The organism is Fictibacillus solisalsi, assembly GCF_900103485.1.
Lineage (GTDB): Bacteria > Bacillota > Bacilli > Bacillales > Fictibacillaceae > Fictibacillus_C > Fictibacillus_C solisalsi.
Genome location: NZ_FNHW01000001.1, coordinates 1,571,485 through 1,589,841, shown reverse-complemented (window position 1 = coordinate 1,589,841; position 18,357 = coordinate 1,571,485). Strand labels below are relative to the sequence as shown.

Below are 18,357 nucleotides of genomic sequence, written 5' to 3'. Positions count from 1 at the left end.
ACTTGTCTCAAACGTTATCCGTTGCCATTGTGCGAAGAAAAATCAGCAGCTTTTCAAGCCATTCGAGATCATACTCGGTGTTGCTTCTTGCGTGCGAGGTAATAAAGTCTATGTTTTCCGAGACTTTTTCGCTGTAAATTCCCCACCATTCAGGCAGTTGGGAATCATTTTGCAATTGAAATCTCTTTTTTGTCCGTTCAATTGCTTTCTCCGTAAGGTCGATAATTTTTCCAATGTCTACGTGTTTCAAAAAAAGAAGAGAAGCGTATAACGAGCGGAGATTACTAAAGTTTTGGAAGCTTTTATAAATGTCTCTTTTTAGGGCATCGCGCCCATGATCGGTAATTCCATAGGTCGTTCTCTCCGGCCGGTTATTTTCACGGCTAACCTCTATTTTCTCAATGTATCCTTTTTTTAACAGTGTTTCGAACCGGTAATAAAGTGTACCGTCGTTAACCTTGACGATTTCTTCATCACTTATATTTTTTTGGATAAGTTTTTTGATTTCATAGGGATGATTATTGCCTTCCCACAATATTCCCAATATGAAAATTTGAAGTTGCATAAACTGGGCACCGCTTTCCGCCATATTACTTTGTTTTTTGTATAGTTTACCCTAAATAGAAGCGGAATGCATCATGAGGCAAGGATGAGATTCCATGGGAAAAAGAGCCACATTTATTTTTGCGGCTCCCTTGGAAGGAAGAACGGATTCTTTTTATATTAATAGACGTGCATTGGTAATTGAGTCAAAGATTGGCCGGTTGCTGAATCGGTTAAATTTTTTTCCAGTTCAAATGATTCAACAGACTGTATCCCAGGGAATTTCTGAACAAAGGTTTTTAATGCAATGTTCAATTCAAGCCTTGCCAGAGGGGCACCCAGACAAAAATGGGGACCGCTTCCGAACGTAAGGTTCTTTTTATTGTTTGGGCGGTGGATATTCAAAGAAAAAGCGTCTTCAAACATCTCTTCGTCAAAGTTGGCAGCGCTCATCCAGGCCACCACAACATCGCCTTTTTTTACCGGAGTTCCGAGCAGGTCGTTGTCCTGTTTCACCGTACGGTCCCGCTTGGAGGTGTGGAACCGGTAGCGCAGCATTTCCTCCACGGTGTTCGGAATAAGCTCCGGATTGCTATGCAATTCTTCGTATAATTGAGGAACGTCATAAAGCATGGAATAAAAAGTATTGGCCAGCATATGGCTTGTTGTTTCAACTCCTGCACCGAGAATCAGCATGCTGGTCCGGACAATCTCATCATCTGTGAATTTTTCACCGTCCACTTCGACAGTGATGAGGTCTGAGATAATGTCGTCCGCCAAATTCTCACGTTTTTCAAGAACAATCGGGTAAAGGTACTGATAGTATTCCAAGGCTGCCTCTTGTTTTTTGCGGTCAATTTCCTCGTGATGATGTTTGTCATAGGGCTGAAAGAGAATATCCACCCAGTGTTTGAATTGAAATCGGTCTTTAATCGGTACGCCGAAAAGTTCAGCAATGACTAGACTGGGGAGCGGGGCAGCAAGGCCTTCCACGATATCAACAACAGTATTTCTTGGCATCGCTTCAACCAGCTCATCTGCAATACGCTGGATGCGCGGTTCCCAGTTTTTTAAACTGCGGGGTGTAAAGGCTGCAGCTAATAGGGAGCGGCTTTTTCGGTGGCGGGGAGGGTCGACATTTACGAGGTTGATTTTATCCGGGGACGTTCCTTCTTTATTGTTCGCCCCTACTGAGATAGTGGTCTTGGGACCTTCGCTTGAAAAGAAATCATAATTGCTCAGCACCTGCTTCACATGCTCATATTTAAAAACATGCCACGTTTCCGTTTCTTCATGGTAAAACACAGGACTGTGATTCAGCATTTCCTTAAACCACTCTACAGGAAAAAATTCTTCTGAACGGGTCTTGAAGCTTTTGACTTCCTTCAATGAAATAATCTCTTTATTCATAAAATTGTCCCTCCAAATGTAGAATTTTTCAATCTGGCCAGTTTCATTTTGATACTTTAATTAAAGTAATTAATTTTTAATTAATAATACTTGAATTAGAGTATAGATGTCAAATGATCAGATAATGGTTTTCTTGCGAACGTTTATTCGGTAAAATAATAGATGAGGTGACGATATGGAAATCAAAAAAACAATGCAGGAATTGCTTGCATTATTACGAACGGAGCCTTCTATTTCAAATCAGATTGTTCATTGGGAAACCATCGAAGAAAAAGAGGCGGTAACAGGAGGAATTCCTGACTCCCTTCATTCACATATAAGAAAAGCGTTGGAGGACAGGGGGGTAACCTCTCTGTATTCACATCAGCTGTCGGCGTTTCAAACATCGCTCGAAGGAAACAGTTTTGTGGCTGTAACACCAACGGCATCCGGTAAAACGCTGTGCTACAATCTTCCGGTGCTGCAGGAGATTGCCAATCATCCGGATAGCCGTGCACTGTATCTATTTCCCACTAAGGCGCTTGCACAGGACCAAAAAGCAGAAATGAACGAATTTATTAATGCAATTGAACTGGATATTAAAAGTTACACGTATGACGGAGACACACCGGCCAACATCAGGCAGGTTGTCCGTAAGGCCGGTAATATTGTGATGACCAATCCGGATATGCTGCATTCTGCGATCTTGCCGCATCATACGAAATGGGTTTCGCTGTTTGAGAACCTGAAGTATATCGTGATTGACGAACTTCATACATACCGCGGGGTGTTTGGCAGCCATGTCGCCAATGTGATCAGGCGGTTGAAGAGAATCTGTTCTTTTTATGGCAGCAATCCGCTTTTTATTTGCACATCAGCAACTATTGCCAATCCAAAGGATTTGGCTGAAACGCTGACAGGATCGCCCATGAAGCTGATTGATAACAACGGGGCGCCAAGCGGCAGGAAGCACTTTATTTTCTATAATCCGCCGGTCGTGAACAAGCCGCTCAATGTGAGGAAATCGGCCACCCTTGAGGCAAGGGATCTGGCAGGATACTTTCTTAAAAACAAGATACAAACCATTGTGTTTGCACGGAGCCGGGTACGGGTGGAAATTCTTCTTACGTACCTTCAGGAACTGGCAAAAAAGGAGTACGGCATGAAATCCATCCAGGGGTATCGTGGCGGTTATCTCCCAACCCAGCGCAGGGCCATCGAAAGAGGCCTGCGCAACGGGGAGATCATGGGGGTTGTAAGTACCAATGCCCTGGAACTTGGTGTGGATATCGGACAGCTGCATGCCTGTATTTTAACGGGTTATCCCGGATCGATCGCAAGTGCCTGGCAGCAGGCAGGACGAGCTGGCCGCCGTCAGGATGAGTCGGTGGTCATCATGGTCGCCAGCTCAAGCCCAATGGATCAATACATTGTCAGCCAGCCGGAGTATTTTTTCGACCGTTCTCCCGAATCTGCCCGGATTAATCCTGAAAATCTCATTATTCTGGTGGATCATGTGAAATGTGCCGCCTATGAGCTGCCCTTTGGTGAAGGGGACACATTTGGAGAGGTGAAAATCGAGGATATCCTTGAATTTTTAACTGAAGAGCAAGTACTTCATCACCAGGGGAAGAGGTATTTCTGGATGAATGATTCCTTTCCTGCTCATAATATTTCACTGCGTTCTGCCTCACAGGAAAATGTTGTGATTGTCGACCAGAGTGATGTGGCGAACGTACGGATCATTGGAGAGATGGACCGGTTCAGTTCCATGACGCTGCTTCATGAAGAAGCCATTTATCTTCATCAGGGTGTTCAGTATCAAGTGGAGAAACTGGATTATGAAGAAAAGAAAGCCTATGTCAGGGAAGTGGATGTAGACTATTTTACGGATGCAAATCTGGCCGTGTCGCTGAAGGTCCTTGAAATCGATAAAAACACCGTTTTAGAAGGTCAGGAAAGAGCCTTTGGAGAAGTTACGGTCAATGCCATGGCCACGATATTTAAAAAAATTAAATTTGAAACGCATGAAAACATCGGTTCCGGACCGATTTATTTGCCTGAAGAGGAGCTTCATACGTCGGCGACATGGCTTGAATTTGACCGGAAGGCATTTGATGATGTGGCTGAAAGCTCCATGGAACAGGGTTTGATCGGCATTGCCAATGTGCTGAAGAACGTGGCTCCATTGTTTGTTATGTGTGACCCAAGTGATTTGCATGTGGTTCCGCAGATTAAAGCGGTCCATTCGGACAAGCCGACTATTTTTCTCTACGACCGATATCCAGGCGGCATCGGATTGAGTGAAAATGTTTATAAAATCTGGGATACCGTTATCAGTGAAGCGTACCGTGTCATCGACACCTGCCCTTGTGAGTCAGGATGTCCTTCCTGCACAGGAACCATGCTTGAGGGTGAAAATGCGAAAGACCTTTCGCTTAAGCTGCTGAAAAAAGTAAGGAGAGATCACCATGTCGATGCAGTCCAAACTGAATCGTTTTAAGAAGCACCTGGTCTCAGAGAAAAAAGCCCCCCTTGCAAAAGCACCGCCCGTTCAAGACTTGGAGCATGGTGAGACCTGGGCATCGTTTGAGACCTCTCCCTATTATTATGAGGATGCATTTTGCCTGATCAGAGAAGTTTGTTATCCCCTCAACCACCGCTGGGGGCGTTATTCTTTTGAAGAATTGAAAGAGGTGATGGAGGGATGGAAGCAGGCGGGAGATGGCCATCCGCTGTCGTCGGGCCAACTGGCCCCCTCCGATCTTTTGTTTTTCGATACGGAAACGACGGGTTTAAGCGGCGGAGCGGGAAATACAATTTTTCTGCTGGGCCACAGCCAGGTCAAAGAGCAAGAAGTGAGGGTGAAGCAATACTTTCTCCCGGGGCCTGGTGCCGAAATTGCCATGTACCATTATTTTTTAACGCAGGTGAAGGAATTGAAGAACCTGGTCACGTATAACGGAAAATCATTTGACTGGCCGCAGGTGAAAACACGGCACACGCTTATCCGTGATTTTGTCCCGTCATTGCCTGCCTTTGGTCATTTTGATCTTCTGCATGGTTCGAGAAGACTGTGGAAGAGCAGTCTGGAATCGGTTCGGCTGTCTGTGGTTGAAAAGGAGATTTTGGATGTAAAGCGAGAGCATGACACGCCTGGATACCTGGCACCCATGCTGTATTTTCAATACCTGAAGAATAACGATCCCGAACTTGTAAAAGGGGTGATGACCCATAATGAATGGGATGTACTGTCTCTCATCACCCTTTATATCCATATTTCCAAACTCTTGCAGGGCAGCGGTGCACAAATGAGCAGTGTGGAACAATATGAGAGTGCGAGATGGTATGAAGCGGTGGGCCAGCATGACCTTGCCCTGCAAAAGTACAGCGCGCTTCTCGAGACTGAAAACAGCTATAGCAGGCTGGCCAAAAAGGCGGCTGCAGCTCTTTACAAAAAACAAAAACGCGAAGATCTTGCCGTACCGTTATGGGAGGAATTATGCCAGGATGCTTTGCAAAATGACGAAACTCCCTTTATTGAATTATCGAAATGGTACGAACATCAGCAAAAGGATGCCCAAAAAGCCCTGCATTTTGCAGAGGCGGCGTATGGGGTTTGGAAAAACAAAAAACGGCTTTTAAAACGGACGGAAGAAAAGGAAAAAGCAGCCCTCGTAAACAGAATTCAGCGATTAAGAAAAAAATGTGAATTGTGCTAAAAAAATATAAATTTTGGTGGATAAATGTATTTAAATCTTGTCCTGTATTGTGTAGAATAGGAATGGAGATTTTCATAGGAAAATAATTATTTATTCCCCAGGCAAGCGCAAAAAGTGCGCCGCTTTGACGAATTTCGCAAATAAGTGATGAGTGTGTGTAAACAGATGGGGAATCGGACATTTTCCTGTAAAAATATACTAGTATATTACGTAATGGAGAGATGTTTCGGTGAGGCAATGGGTTGTGTTTGCTTTTTTTCTTGTTTTGGGTTTGACGTTTTTTGTTGCAAATGAATTAAGTCATGCTACGTGAGGGAACTAATCATTTTTGATTAGTTCTTTTTTGAAATATGGAGTAAAAAAGGAGAAGTTCATGGTAAAAAATCTGCTGGTAACTGGATATAAATCCCATGAACTTGGGATTTTTAAAGAAAAAGATCCAGGGGTACACTATATAAAAAAAGCGCTGGTAAAACAGCTGACCGCATTGCTCGAGGAAGGACTGGAGTGGGTGATCATCAGCGGCCAGCCCGGAGTGGAGATTTGGGCAGGAGAAGTGGTTGTCGATCTAAGGAATGAAAGCTATCCAGAATTGAAATTGGCTGTCCTTACCCCTTTTCTGGAGCAGGAAGCAAACTGGAATGAGGGCCGGCAGGAGCAGTATCATTCTCTCCTCGCGCAGGCTGATTTTGTAGAATCAATTTCCAATAAGACGTATTTCAGTCCCAAGCAGCTTGCTGCAAAAAACGGGTTTCTCGTGGAGAAAACGGATGGCATGCTTGTCTTATACGATGAAGATACGCCAGGGACGCCCCGTTTTTACCTTGAACCGGCCAGGCGCAGGCAAGAAAAAGACCCTTCCTACGAAATACTATATATCACACCGTATGACCTTGAACTGATTTATCAGGATGAGCAGGATCAGAAAGGGCAGTTTTGGGAATGAAGCAAGCCGCTGAGAATAGAAATTGACTTTTTCTATAACATTTGAAAAAATATAGGCTAGATTAGTGTATTTGCAAGTCGTTCAATATGGGATGCAACGGTGTTTTAAGCTTTACAAGTGTGAAGCAAAAGCTTTATACCGTAAAGTATAAATGAAAAGAAGCTAAATATTGAGGTGAGACCAGTGAATGGTGAAAAGCGATTGAATTTAACAGCGAAGGAAATTCTGGAAAAAGATTTTAAACAAGGATTCAGAGGTTATGATCAGGATGAAGTTGATAAGTTTCTTGATTTGATCATTAAGGACTATGAGAACTTCCAAAAAGAATTTGACAAAGTTATTCAGGAAAACAACCGTCTGCGAAAAGAGGTTCAGAATTCTTCTGAACAGACAAGAAGAGTTCCTACTTCATCAATGAATATCAATTCTGATATTCTTCAGCGTTTATCGAACCTTGAGAAGCACGTATTCGGAAGCAAGTTATACGATTGATTCAGTTATTATTATCCATTTGATTTTTAAAGCGTATCCTGTTATACTGAATTCTGCTTTGATAAATTACAAACTAATAACGTTCGGGTAATCGCGGCATCTTTTTAAAGATGTTGAGGAAAGTCCATGCTCGCACGGTCTGCGATGGCCGTAGTGTTCGTGCCTGGCGAAACGATAAGCCAGGGTATTCTGGTTTCGACTGGATTAACGGCAGGGAACTCACCTAAGTCCTTTGGATATGGTGACACTACCTTTAAAGTGCCACAGTGACGTAGTCTTTTCGGAAACGGAAAGAGTGGAACGCGGTAAACCCCACGAGCGAGAAACCCAAATTATGGTAGGGGAGTTTTCTTTGCGGAATTGAACGCAAAGAAGAACAGATGTTAAAGCCATCTGGAGATAGATGATTACCACCGGAGTACGAGGCGGCAGCCGCATGCAGTACAATGGAACAGAACATGGCTTACAGAACGTTATTGGTGACACTTAACAAACGAGAGGGCCCTAGAGGCCTTTTTATTTTTACATAAGAAATTTAGGGTATATTAGTAGTGGAAAATCAAACATAAGGAGACCTCTTATGAGTTTAACGTATATTGCGACGGCAGCTATGGGACTGGAATCCCTCGTTGCCCATGAGGTGAGAGACCTTGGCTTTGAGGATGTAAAAGTCGAAAACGGAAAGGTGATCTTTAAAGGTGACGAATCCGCCCTTTGCCGTTCCAATCTTTGGCTGAGGACAGCCGACCGCGTAAAGCTTTTAGTTGGTGAGTTTAGAGCAGAAACGTTTGATGAATTGTTTGAACAGACGAAGGCGCTTCCCTGGTCTGATTTTATCCCGGAGAACGGCGAATTTCCGGTGATCGGCAAATCGGTAAAGTCCAAGCTCTTCAGTGTTCCTGACTGTCAGGCGATTGTAAAAAAAGCAGTCGTGGACCAAATGAAAAGCGCCTATCAGAGAGAAACCTGGTTTCCGGAAGATGGTGCCCTTTACCGGATCGAAGTTGCTCTATTAAAGGACGTTGCTACACTGACGATTGACACGAGTGGAACCGGACTGCATAAAAGGGGATACCGCGCGCTTCACAGTGAAGCACCGCTCAAAGAAACGATGGCTTCAGCCCTGATTAAATTGACCAACTGGACCCCGGATAAGCCGTTTGTAGACCCGTTTTGTGGTTCAGGAACCATCCCTATTGAAGCGGCCATGATCGGCCAGAACGTTGCGCCGGGGCTGAACCGGGAATTTGCATCCGAAGAATGGTCGTGGATTGATAAGAAGGTTTGGTACAGGGCCGTTGAAGAAGCAAACGACTTGGCGAAATATGATACACCGCTGGATATCCAGGGGTCAGACATTGACCACAAGATGATTGAGCTTTCCATTAATAATGCAGAGGAAGCGGGATTCGGTGATTTTATAACGTTCAAGCAAATGCAGGTTAGGGATTTTACCACAAGGAAAGAGTACGGGTATGTCATTTCAAATCCGCCGTACGGTGAGAGGATTGGCGAGAAGGAAGAAGTGAAACAGCTTTACCGTGACATGGGTAATGTGTTCCGGCCGCTCGGCACTTGGTCGGTTTATGTTATCACCTCCAATGAACATTTTGAGCAGCTTTACGGAAAACCTGCTACCAAGAAGCGAAAGCTTTATAACGGCCATATTAAAACCGATTACTACCAGTATTTTGGCAAAAGGCCGCCAAGAAACTAAAGACGGGATGTCATGAAGAAGCCGTTATTGGTCCATACTGTTACAGAGGTGATGGAAATGGACCGGAAAGCGGATTACATTCTTCAGCTGATGCATGCTTACGAGACCATCAAGACTCTGTCCGAAAAGCATGGTGAACCTTATGGTCAGGCATTAATCGAAGCTGACGATGCACTGAAACAGGCACTATACTTCGAATTTGGCATCCGTGGAGAACACGGCGTATCGGCATACATGGAACGATTGCATTAATACACAGGGAGAAAACAGTCCAGACGGGCTGTTTTTTACTGTAGAAGGAGTTTTTTATTTTCCGGCGAATAGTAAGAATGGTATAGTCAGTCTACTTAGATATAGAGAGGAAGAAAAGAATGTCAAAAATCTTGCAAACAGTGGAGAAGGAATTTTTAGAGTATGTAAAAAAGATGACGCATTTGAATGAGGCGATAGGCCTGATGTATTGGGATCTTCGCACAGGAGCTCCCAAAAAGGGTGTCAGCCAGCGTTCGGAAGTCATTGGCACACTATCCGCTGATGTGTTTTCCATGTCCACTTCAGAACAAATGAAATCTTACATAGATGAATTATCTCATGAGCAGGTGTACAGCTCGTTGTCTGAGGTAACCAAAAAGACACTTGAGGAAGTCAAAAAAGAATATGAACGAAATGCAAAAATTCCTCCGGAAGAATTCAAAGAGTATGTGATCTTGCAGTCGAAAGCAGAAAGTGTATGGGAAGAAGCGAGAGAACAGTCTGATTTTGCCATGTTCCAGCCTTATTTGGAGAAGCTTGTGGAATTCAATAAGCGTTTTATCGGTTATTGGGGATATGAGGGCAACAAATACAATACCCTTTTGGATATGTATGAGCCTGGTGTATCCGTTGAAATTATTGATGCCACATTCTCCAAACTGCGCGACCGCATTGTTCCCCTGCTGCAAAAAATAACAGAAGCAGGAAAGCCGGAAACTTCTTTTCTTTTTGAACAATTTTCCAAAGAAAAGCAAAAGAAATTCAGCCTTCAGGTATTGAAAGAGATGGGCTATGATTTTCAGGCTGGCCGTCTGGATGAAACGGTTCATCCATTTGCGATCGGGTTAAATCCAGGTGACGTGCGCGTAACGACCCGTTATGTAGAAAATGATTTCAGAACAGCTGTGTTTGGGACCATTCATGAGGGCGGACATGCTCTGTATGAACAAAACCTTTCAGAAGACCTGGTCGGTACTCCGCTCAGTACTGGCACGTCCATGGGGATTCACGAGTCACAGTCACTGTTCTGGGAAAATTTCGTGGGCCGGAACCGCGGGTTCTGGAAGCACCATTATGCTTCTCTCAAAAAAATAGCCGGCAGCCAGTTTGACCATGTTGATCTTGATGCCTTTTATAAAGCCATTAATATCGTGGAGCCTTCTTTCATTCGAATCGAAGCGGACGAGATGACATATGCACTGCATATCATTGTCCGTTATGAAATTGAAAAAGGATTGTTTAATGATGAAATTGAAGTGAAGGATCTGCCTCGCATCTGGAATGAGAAAATGAAGGAATACTTAGGAGTTACACCAGAAAATGACAGTCAAGGCGTGCTGCAGGATGTTCACTGGTCCGGAGGAAGCTTTGGTTATTTTCCGTCCTATGCACTCGGCTACATTTATGCAGCCCAATTGAAACAGGCCATGCTGCGGGATCTTCCTGAATTTGATGAGCTGATCGAAAAAGGAGAGCTTAAGCCGATTCAGGAATGGTTGAGCCGAAATATTCATCAATATGGAAAAATGAAAAAGCCAATGGAAATTCTTCAGGATGTAACGGGTGAGGGATTGAATCCTGATTATTTGATCCGTTACTTTGAGGAAAAATATTCTTCCATTTACTCACTTAAATGATTCCACGAAAGCCGGAATCCCGAAGGGGCTTGGAGCTTTTCGGTTAATTCTTTCCACCGAAAAGGCCCAACTCATCATGGGACGGCTTTTTTATGTGTTTGAAAAGTCGGATTTCAGTCGATATATAAGGTAACAAATGAATTTTGTTATATTGGTTTTTAATATAAACTTTTATGTTTAAGGGGGAGAAGAGAATGCGGTTTGAAAATCCAACCAATGATGAAATCAGGGACATTCTAAAAAACAAAAAAAGGATCGCTGTTGTAGGGCTGTCGGACAATCCCATGAAAACTTCCTACATGGTCAGCTCCGTTATGAGAGATGCCGGTTATGAAATCATTCCTGTCAATCCAACCGTGGATGAAGTGTTCGGGATTAAGGCTGTGAAAACCTTGCAGGACATTGAAGGCCATGTGGATATTGTAAACGTGTTTCGCCGAAGTGAGTATTTACCCGAAGTGGCAAAGGATACCGTAGCGATTGGAGCCGATATTTTTTGGGCACAGCTCGGTCTTGCCAATGACGAAGCTTATGACTATTTGAAAGAACACAATGTAATTTCCATCATGGATAAATGCATCAAAGTAGAGTACGCCAGGCTAGCCAGATAAGTCTTAACCACCCGTTACGATGGGGTGGTTTTTTATATAAGTCCAAAAGGTTTTTGCACGATTGAAGCAGAAAAGATAAAATAGAAAGCGGTGTACTTATTTTTGATTTCTGGAATAGAAACAAACGTTCTGGTATGATTAGTTTATTGTATGTTTTTGAAGGGAGAAAGTGTTTTGGCTAGTAAACCACATTTAGATTACAACGATGACGCCATTCAGGTATTAGAAGGCCTGGAAGCGGTCCGGAAGCGACCCGGGATGTATATCGGGAGCACAGACAGCCGCGGGCTGCATCATCTCGTTTATGAAATCGTAGATAATGCCGTCGATGAAGCACTTGCTGGGCACGGCAACAATATATACGTCACGATACATAAAGATAATAGTATAAGTGTTCGTGACGAAGGACGTGGCATGCCAACGGGGATGCACAAAATGGGGAAACCAACACCGGAAGTCATCCTGACTGTGCTTCATGCGGGAGGAAAGTTTGGCCAGGGAGGCTATAAGACATCCGGCGGACTGCATGGTGTTGGAGCATCCGTCGTTAACGCGCTGTCTGAATGGCTTGAGGTGACGATTCACAGAAACGGTACTATTTATCAGCAGCGTTTTGAGTTTGGCGGAAAGCCGGTAACTACACTTGAAGAAATAGGTACCACAAGGAAAACGGGTACCATCATCCACTTTAAGCCGGATCCAGCCATTTTCAGTACCACCAACTACAATTATGAAACGTTAAGGGAACGCCTGAGAGAAGCAGCTTTCCTTTTAAAAGGGGTAAAAATCGAGCTCAGTGACAAACGAAGCGGCGAGAGTGAGAGCTTTCAGTATGATACTGGCTTGGAAGCTTTTGTCGGCTACTTGAATGAAGATAAAGATGTTCTCCATCCGGTGGTCAGTTTTGAAGGTGACCAAAATGATATCGAGGTCGACTTTGCGTTTCAATTTAATGACGGATATGCCGAAAATGTCCTCTCTTTTGTAAATAACGTCCGGACAAAGGATGGCGGAACGCATGAATCCGGAGCAAAGACTGCCATCACCCGGATCATGAACGATTATGCAAGAAAAGTTTCCCTTTTAAAGGAACGAGATAAAAACCTGGACGGTTCAGATATACGTGAAGGCTTAACCGCTATTGTTTCCGTACGGATACCGGAGGAAAAACTTCAGTTTGAAGGGCAGACGAAAAGCAAGCTCGGAAGCAGTGATGCACGCTCGAGTGTAGACAGTGTTGTTTCCGGCCATCTTTCCTACTTCCTCGAGGAAAATCCGCAAACGGCTGAGATGCTCATCCGAAAGGCTGTGAAAGCGGCCCAGGCACGTGAGGCGGCCCGCAAGGCCAGGGAAGATGCGCGTAACGGCAAAAAAAATAAGCGGAAGGAAACGATGCTTAGCGGAAAGTTAACACCGGCTACCTCCAGAAATCCAGCTAAAAATGAGCTCTATCTCGTGGAGGGCGATTCTGCCGGAGGATCAGCCAAGCAAGGAAGGGACCGCCGTTTTCAGGCGATTCTTCCGCTTCGTGGTAAAGTCATCAACACGGAAAAAGCAAAACTTGCTGATATTTTCAAAAATGAAGAAATCAATACCATTATCCACGCGTTGGGTGCTGGTGTAGGGTCTGATTTTACTGAAAAGGACTTGAATTACGAAAAAGTCATCATCATGACGGATGCGGATACGGACGGAGCCCATATTCAGGTGCTGCTTCTGACGTTCTTCTACCGTTACATGAAGCCGCTCATTGAAAGCGGCCGTGTGTATATCGCTCTTCCGCCCTTGTACAAAGTTAGCAAGGGAAGCGGAAAGAAAGAGATCATTGAATATGCATGGGATGATGATGAGCTGAAAGAAGCACAAAAGAAGGTTGGAAAAGGCTATATCATCCAGCGCTATAAAGGTCTCGGCGAGATGAACGCCGATCAGCTGTGGGAGACTACGATGGATCCTGAAACCCGAACATTGATCAGGGTGAAAATCGATGATGCGGCCCGTGCAGAAAAGCGGGTCTCAGTTCTGATGGGAGATAAAGTAGAGCCCCGCAGAAAATGGATCGAAGAGCATGTCGAATTTGGTTTAAATGAGGATACCAACATTCTTGATAACGAAAACTTATCAGATCAGTATCCTGAGGAGGTTTAGATTTTGTCATTATTAGAACGTTTTATGGATCTTCCGCTCGAAGAGGTGATTGGCGACCGCTTTGGGCGTTACAGTAAATATATCATTCAGGACCGTGCCCTACCTGATGCCAGGGATGGTTTGAAACCGGTACAGCGCCGCATTTTATATGCGATGTTCCAGGAAGGAAATACAGCTGAAAAACCGTACCGGAAATCGGCAAAAACCGTCGGAAACGTCATCGGCAACTACCATCCGCATGGGGATTCATCTGTTTATGAAGCGATGGTAAGGATGAGCCAGGACTGGAAAGTAAGAAATGTGCTGATTCAGATGCACGGAAACAACGGAAGTGTTGACGGTGATCCGGCGGCCGCTATGCGGTATACAGAGGCGCGCCTATCCTCCATTGCTTCAGAACTGCTTCGTGATATCGAAAAGAACACGGTGGAATTCGCACCGAACTTTGATGATACGATAGAAGAGCCGGTCGTTTTGCCAGCAAGATATCCGAACCTTTTGGTCAATGGGTCTACAGGGATCTCAGCAGGTTATGCAACCGATATTCCTCCCCATCACCTGGGTGAGGTGATCGATGCTGTTACGATGCAGATTGAGAACCCGGATGTTTCGCTTGATGAATTGATGACGGTCATCAAAGGGCCTGATTTTCCGACTGGCGGTATTGTGCAAGGCAAGGAAGGGATTCGTAAAGCCTTTGAAACAGGAAAAGGACGAGTCATCGTGCGTGCGAAAACAGAGATCGAGGAAATTAAAGGCGGACGGCAGCAGATCAGGATTACGGAAATTCCATATGAAATCAATAAAGCGAACCTCGTCAAACGAATTGATGAACTTCGCCTGGACAAGAAGGTTGAAGGGATTGCTGAAGTAAGGGACGAAACGGACCGAACCGGAATGAGAATCGTTATTGAACTGAAGAAAGAAGCCCATGCTGAAGGTGTGCTGGCGTATCTTTTCAAAAATACGGACCTGCAAGTTTCCTATAACTACAACATGGTGGCGATTCATAATAAGACACCGAAGCTGATGGGCCTAAAGCATATCATTTCAGCTTATATCGAACACCAAAAGGAAGTTGTGACCAAACGTTCACAGTATGATCTCAACAAAGCCAATGAGCGGCAGCATGTGGTGGAAGGGCTCATTAAAGCTATATCCATTCTGGACGAAGTGATCCGGATTATCCGCGGTTCCAAGGATAAAAGAGATGCAAAAAACAATTTGATACAGCAATATGACTTCACGGAGGCGCAATCAGAAGCCATCGTGACCTTGCAATTGTACAGATTGACCAATACCGATGTGACAACCCTTGAAAAAGAAGCAAAAGAGCTTGAGAAGAAAATCGCTCATTTGACAGGTATTTTGAACAGTGAGAAGAAACTGTTCAACGTTATTAAAAAAGAGATGGCAGAAATCAAAAAGAAGTATGCAGATGAACGCCGAACGGTCATTGAAGACGAAATCGAAGAGATCAAAATCAATATGGAAGTGATGATTCCATCTGAGGATGTGATGGTTACTGTAACAAAAGACGGATATTCCAAGCGTTCTTCTCTTCGTTCATATTCCGCTTCCAACGGTGAGGCGCCTGGCATGAAAGATACAGACCGTCTTCTCTTGGCTGAACAATTAAACACAACGGATACGTTGTTGATGTTCACCAACAAAGGAAATTACATTTATATGCCGGTTTATGAACTTCATGAAGCCCGGTGGAAAGACATGGGCCAGCATTTGGCGAACATGGTCGGGTTTGACCGGGATGAACAATTGATCAAGATTATGCCGATTAAAGAGTTTACAGATGATCAATACCTCATCTTTTTTACAAGGCAGGGAATGGCCAAAAAGACGGAACTCTCTTCCTACAAAGCACAGCGCTACAACAAAATGCTGATGGCCATGAAGGTAAAGGGCGAGGATGAAGTTGTCGATGTGCAGCTGACTACTGGAAACGATGATATTTTTATCGCTACTCATTATGGATATGGATTATGGTTCGATGAGAACGAAATCAATGTAGTGGGACAGCGTGCAGCCGGTGTGAAAGGCATTAATCTGAAAGATGGAGATTTTGTTGTCAGCGGAAAATCACTGAAGAATAAAGAAAAGGCATCACTCGTACTGATTACTCACCGCGGGGCAATCAAGAAAATGCGGATTACGGAGTTTGATAAATCAACCAGAGCGAAAAGGGGCCTTGTTATGCTGAGGGAGCTTAAGAGCAATCCGCATCGCGTGGTTGATGTGGAACTTTCAGAAAATGATGCCGCATTGGACGTAAAAACAAAGAATGGAAGTATAGTAACGGTTGAGACCGGAAAGTTAAAGAACGCAGACCGGTATAATAACGGATCCTATCTTGTGGACATCAGCGATTCCGGAGAAGTGGTTGAAGTCTGGAGGAAGATTGTAACTGAGGAAAACAAAGAGTAGCGCTTTGCTGCTCTTTATTTCTTTTTATATAATTGAGTTTACCGACATAATATTATGTTAACTAACAACTAGAAAAGGTGAATAATGAAAGGCAATACACATTTAATGGGAGGATTGGCCGCGGCAGCATTGGCCAATCAATGGATAGCAGGACCTACTTTATTGGATCATCAGCTCATTTACTATGGGGCAGGAATATTGGGGAGTCTACTTCCTGATCTCTGCCATCCCAATTCATGGGCAGGACGGAAAACAAAACTAGTTTCAAAACTAGTGAGCAAGACCTTTGGACACCGCACCATAACGCACAGCTGGCTTTTTATTGCTGCTGTCATCTGGGTGTCTAATCTGCTATATACAAGTTACAGCACGGATATAAAATATGGATTATTGGCAGGTGTAATCAGCCATCTCATATTGGATGCCTGCACGACCAGGGGAATTCAGTTTTTATATCCGATACATATTCGATTTCGTTCACCAATCTATACGAAAACAGGGTCCTCTGCAGAGACGGCGATCTCAGGGATATTGATGATCGCAGCTTGTGCATTGCTGGCGAAAGAGCATATTTTTCATATTTAAAAAAAAAACAGCCAATGGCTGTTTTTTTGTGGTTTTATTTTAACTTTTGGCCCGTTGTCTTCTGTACCTGAATTGCAGCCATTGAAAACGGATAAAGCAGCCAATGCAAAACCCAAGAATCGCAATAAAGGCGGCAGCAAATACCATGCCGGTGAATACATAGGCGGCTGTCTGCCATTTCATCAGGTAAGATAGATAGGAAAGGAAGAGGCAAAGAACGGCTATCTTTTGATTAAACTGTTGCTGGTCCCAGTCTTCGGGAATATAAGAAGAAAGGGGTTTGGTTAAGAAACGTTTACCCAACTGCATGATCGGGTTATAACGTAATAAAAGCCCGGACAATCCTGCAGCAAGCGGAAGGAGTAACAGCCAATAGGCTCCGGTGATCCAGACAGAAGCTACAGACAAAACGATAAACCACTGATTGAGCTTTACTAAGGGTCTGGGAATGAAAACAGGGTGTTCTTGCATAAAAAAATCCGACCTTTCGCATAGGAATATAATTAGTATATAGTAACGGGAAAATAGTGTGAAGTAAAACCATAAATGTAAACACTTTTCGAAATATATGAATAATTAAACCAAAGACCGTCTATTATGTATATAAGGAGGCGCAAAATGAAAAGATTCGTAGATTTTATATGGAATGGACTCACACTACAGCACATGAATTGTAACCGTTTTATGTTGTTTTATGTTGTTCATTATATTCTTTTATTTTTATTTTCCATAACGCTGTTCATCTTATCACTCGGCGTGCTTCTATTATATAAAACCCTACATATAGCCCCGCCTTTTGGCATTTGGGCAGGGATACTGGTATCAGCCGCGTCTATGTGCTGTTTTTCAATAATTGGAATGGCAGCCATGAAACGGCTAACAAAGGTATCACATGTTTGAAAGTTTCAAGCTGTACTGGACACAAAGTTTATAACTCCTTATTCTTTAAATAGGCTTATTTAGAATAGGAGCGAAATAATGGGAAAACTAACTGGGAGCAACATATATGTATGCCCTTTTACCGGAGATGATTCGAAAGAGTTGCTTGACTTGGAAAAAAGGAACAAAGACTTTTTTGAAAAATTTTCAATGGCGCGTTCGGATGAATTTTATACAATGAAATACCAACAAAACCGAATCAATGAATTTGAGCAGCGCCAGAAGAATGATTCGGGATATGATTTTGGAATCTTTTTACAAGATGGAAGGTTGATCGGTACGATAAGTTTATTTCACGTGATGCGCGGTTCACTCCAGAGCGCTTTCATCGGCTATTTTCTCGACAAGGAAAAAAACGGCAAGGGATATACAACGGAAGCCGTTAAGCTCATTGTGGATTACGCGTTTAATAAAGTGAATCTGCACAGGATTGAAGCGGGTGTCATGCCCCATAACATCGGATCGATTCGTGTGCTGGAAAAAGCCGGATTCCATAAAGAAGGATTGGCCCGTGAAAAATGTTAAAATCAATGGCCAATGGGAAGATCACCAGGTGCTGGCCCTTATTAATCCAAATGACGAGTAAAAGCCTTTCCTTTAAGGGAGGGCTTTTTTGACATAAAAAACGGATGGGAAGGCAAGGATAAAATGGACAGAGAACATGAAAGGAGGAGAACTTATGGAAAAAAGAGAGTACAAAGCAGGGGACCAGGTATATGTAATCTATCGAAATCCCCACACGCCTAATGTGGCAAACATTACAGAAGCTGAAATTGTCCGGCATCCGGAAAATGAACAGCAATTGGCTTTATTTCTGCATGAGTCGTATCATTTATTGGCAGAGGATGACGCAGTTTATGATACATATGAACAAGCGGAGGAGAGATATAAAGAAATCTTTGATTATGATCAGTATCGGTAAAAGGATGTGTCC

At 43.7% G+C, this 18,357-nt stretch carries 15 protein-coding genes, 1 other RNA gene and 1 pseudogene; 14 read left to right on the top strand and 3 right to left on the bottom strand.

Going from position 1 to position 18,357, the window contains the following annotated elements; translation table 11 throughout:
• Positions 1 to 7 precede the first annotated feature (7 nt).
• The gene (locus tag BLT53_RS08100; protein WP_090236786.1) at positions 8 to 565 is read right to left on the bottom strand and encodes a PadR family transcriptional regulator; all 558 of its coding nucleotides are present in this window, start codon (positions 563 to 565) and stop codon (positions 8 to 10) included.
• Between the two features lie 158 nt (positions 566 to 723).
• Complete coding sequence (locus BLT53_RS08095; protein ID WP_090234014.1) at positions 724 to 1,953, bottom strand: cytochrome P450; 1,230 nt, start codon at positions 1,951 to 1,953, stop codon at positions 724 to 726.
• Positions 1,954 to 2,128: 175 nt separating this feature from the next.
• On the opposite strand from BLT53_RS08095, the gene BLT53_RS08090 reads away from it, so the two are divergent.
• The 12 genes from BLT53_RS08090 (at position 2,129) to BLT53_RS08035 (ending at position 16,484) form a co-directional block, all read left to right on the top strand.
• Positions 2,129 to 4,435, top strand: coding sequence for a DEAD/DEAH box helicase (locus tag BLT53_RS08090; RefSeq protein WP_090234012.1), 2,307 nt, complete (start codon positions 2,129 to 2,131; stop codon positions 4,433 to 4,435).
• Complete coding sequence (locus tag BLT53_RS08085) at positions 4,404 to 5,654, top strand: ribonuclease H-like domain-containing protein (protein ID WP_090234011.1); 1,251 nt, start codon at positions 4,404 to 4,406, stop codon at positions 5,652 to 5,654. Before BLT53_RS08090 ends, BLT53_RS08085 begins: the two co-directional genes overlap by 32 nt.
• 373 nt (positions 5,655 to 6,027) lie before the next feature.
• Complete coding sequence (locus BLT53_RS08080) at positions 6,028 to 6,600, top strand: SLOG family protein (RefSeq protein ID WP_090234009.1); 573 nt, start codon at positions 6,028 to 6,030, stop codon at positions 6,598 to 6,600.
• 183 nt (positions 6,601 to 6,783) lie between these two features.
• A complete protein-coding gene (gene gpsB, locus BLT53_RS08075) occupies positions 6,784 to 7,092 on the top strand; it encodes a cell division regulator GpsB (protein ID WP_420889640.1) in 309 nt (102 codons plus the stop codon).
• 79 nt (positions 7,093 to 7,171) lie between these two features.
• An RNA gene (gene rnpB / locus BLT53_RS08070) (RNase P RNA component class B) lies at positions 7,172 to 7,563 on the top strand.
• 109 nt (positions 7,564 to 7,672) lie between these two features.
• A complete protein-coding gene (locus BLT53_RS08065) occupies positions 7,673 to 8,809 on the top strand; it encodes a THUMP domain-containing class I SAM-dependent RNA methyltransferase (protein WP_090234008.1) in 1,137 nt (378 codons plus the stop codon).
• A 12-nt stretch (positions 8,810 to 8,821) separates the two neighbouring features.
• Positions 8,822 to 9,061, top strand: coding sequence for a hypothetical protein (locus BLT53_RS08060; protein WP_090234006.1), 240 nt, complete (start codon positions 8,822 to 8,824; stop codon positions 9,059 to 9,061).
• A gap of 119 nt (positions 9,062 to 9,180) precedes the next feature.
• Positions 9,181 to 10,698, top strand: a complete 1,518-nt coding sequence (locus tag BLT53_RS08055) for a carboxypeptidase M32 (RefSeq protein WP_090234004.1) — start codon at positions 9,181 to 9,183, stop codon at positions 10,696 to 10,698.
• A 194-nt stretch (positions 10,699 to 10,892) separates the two neighbouring features.
• A complete protein-coding gene (locus BLT53_RS08050) occupies positions 10,893 to 11,309 on the top strand; it encodes a CoA-binding protein (RefSeq protein ID WP_090234003.1) in 417 nt (138 codons plus the stop codon).
• A 174-nt stretch (positions 11,310 to 11,483) separates the two neighbouring features.
• The gene (gene parE, locus BLT53_RS08045) at positions 11,484 to 13,457 is read left to right on the top strand and encodes a DNA topoisomerase IV subunit B (RefSeq protein WP_244520380.1); all 1,974 of its coding nucleotides are present in this window, start codon (positions 11,484 to 11,486) and stop codon (positions 13,455 to 13,457) included.
• Positions 13,458 to 13,460: 3 nt separating this feature from the next.
• On the top strand, positions 13,461 to 15,899 hold the full coding sequence (gene parC, locus BLT53_RS08040; protein ID WP_090234000.1) for a DNA topoisomerase IV subunit A: 2,439 nt from the start codon (positions 13,461 to 13,463) through the stop codon (positions 15,897 to 15,899).
• Between the two features lie 84 nt (positions 15,900 to 15,983).
• Entirely contained in the window at positions 15,984 to 16,484 is a 501-nt protein-coding gene (locus BLT53_RS08035; RefSeq protein WP_090233999.1) for a metal-dependent hydrolase, read from the top strand.
• 39 nt (positions 16,485 to 16,523) lie between these two features.
• Here BLT53_RS08035 and BLT53_RS08030 read toward each other — a convergent pair whose 3' ends face one another.
• Positions 16,524 to 16,955, bottom strand: a complete 432-nt coding sequence (locus BLT53_RS08030; RefSeq protein WP_090233997.1) for a DUF4395 domain-containing protein — start codon at positions 16,953 to 16,955, stop codon at positions 16,524 to 16,526.
• A gap of 507 nt (positions 16,956 to 17,462) precedes the next feature.
• On the opposite strand from BLT53_RS08030, the pseudogene BLT53_RS08020 reads away from it, so the two are divergent.
• Positions 17,463 to 18,009, top strand: a pseudogene (locus tag BLT53_RS08020) (GNAT family N-acetyltransferase).
• A gap of 93 nt (positions 18,010 to 18,102) precedes the next feature.
• Complete coding sequence (locus BLT53_RS08015) at positions 18,103 to 18,345, top strand: transcriptional regulator SplA domain-containing protein (protein ID WP_090233994.1); 243 nt, start codon at positions 18,103 to 18,105, stop codon at positions 18,343 to 18,345.
• The last annotated feature ends 12 nt before the right edge of the window (positions 18,346 to 18,357 follow it).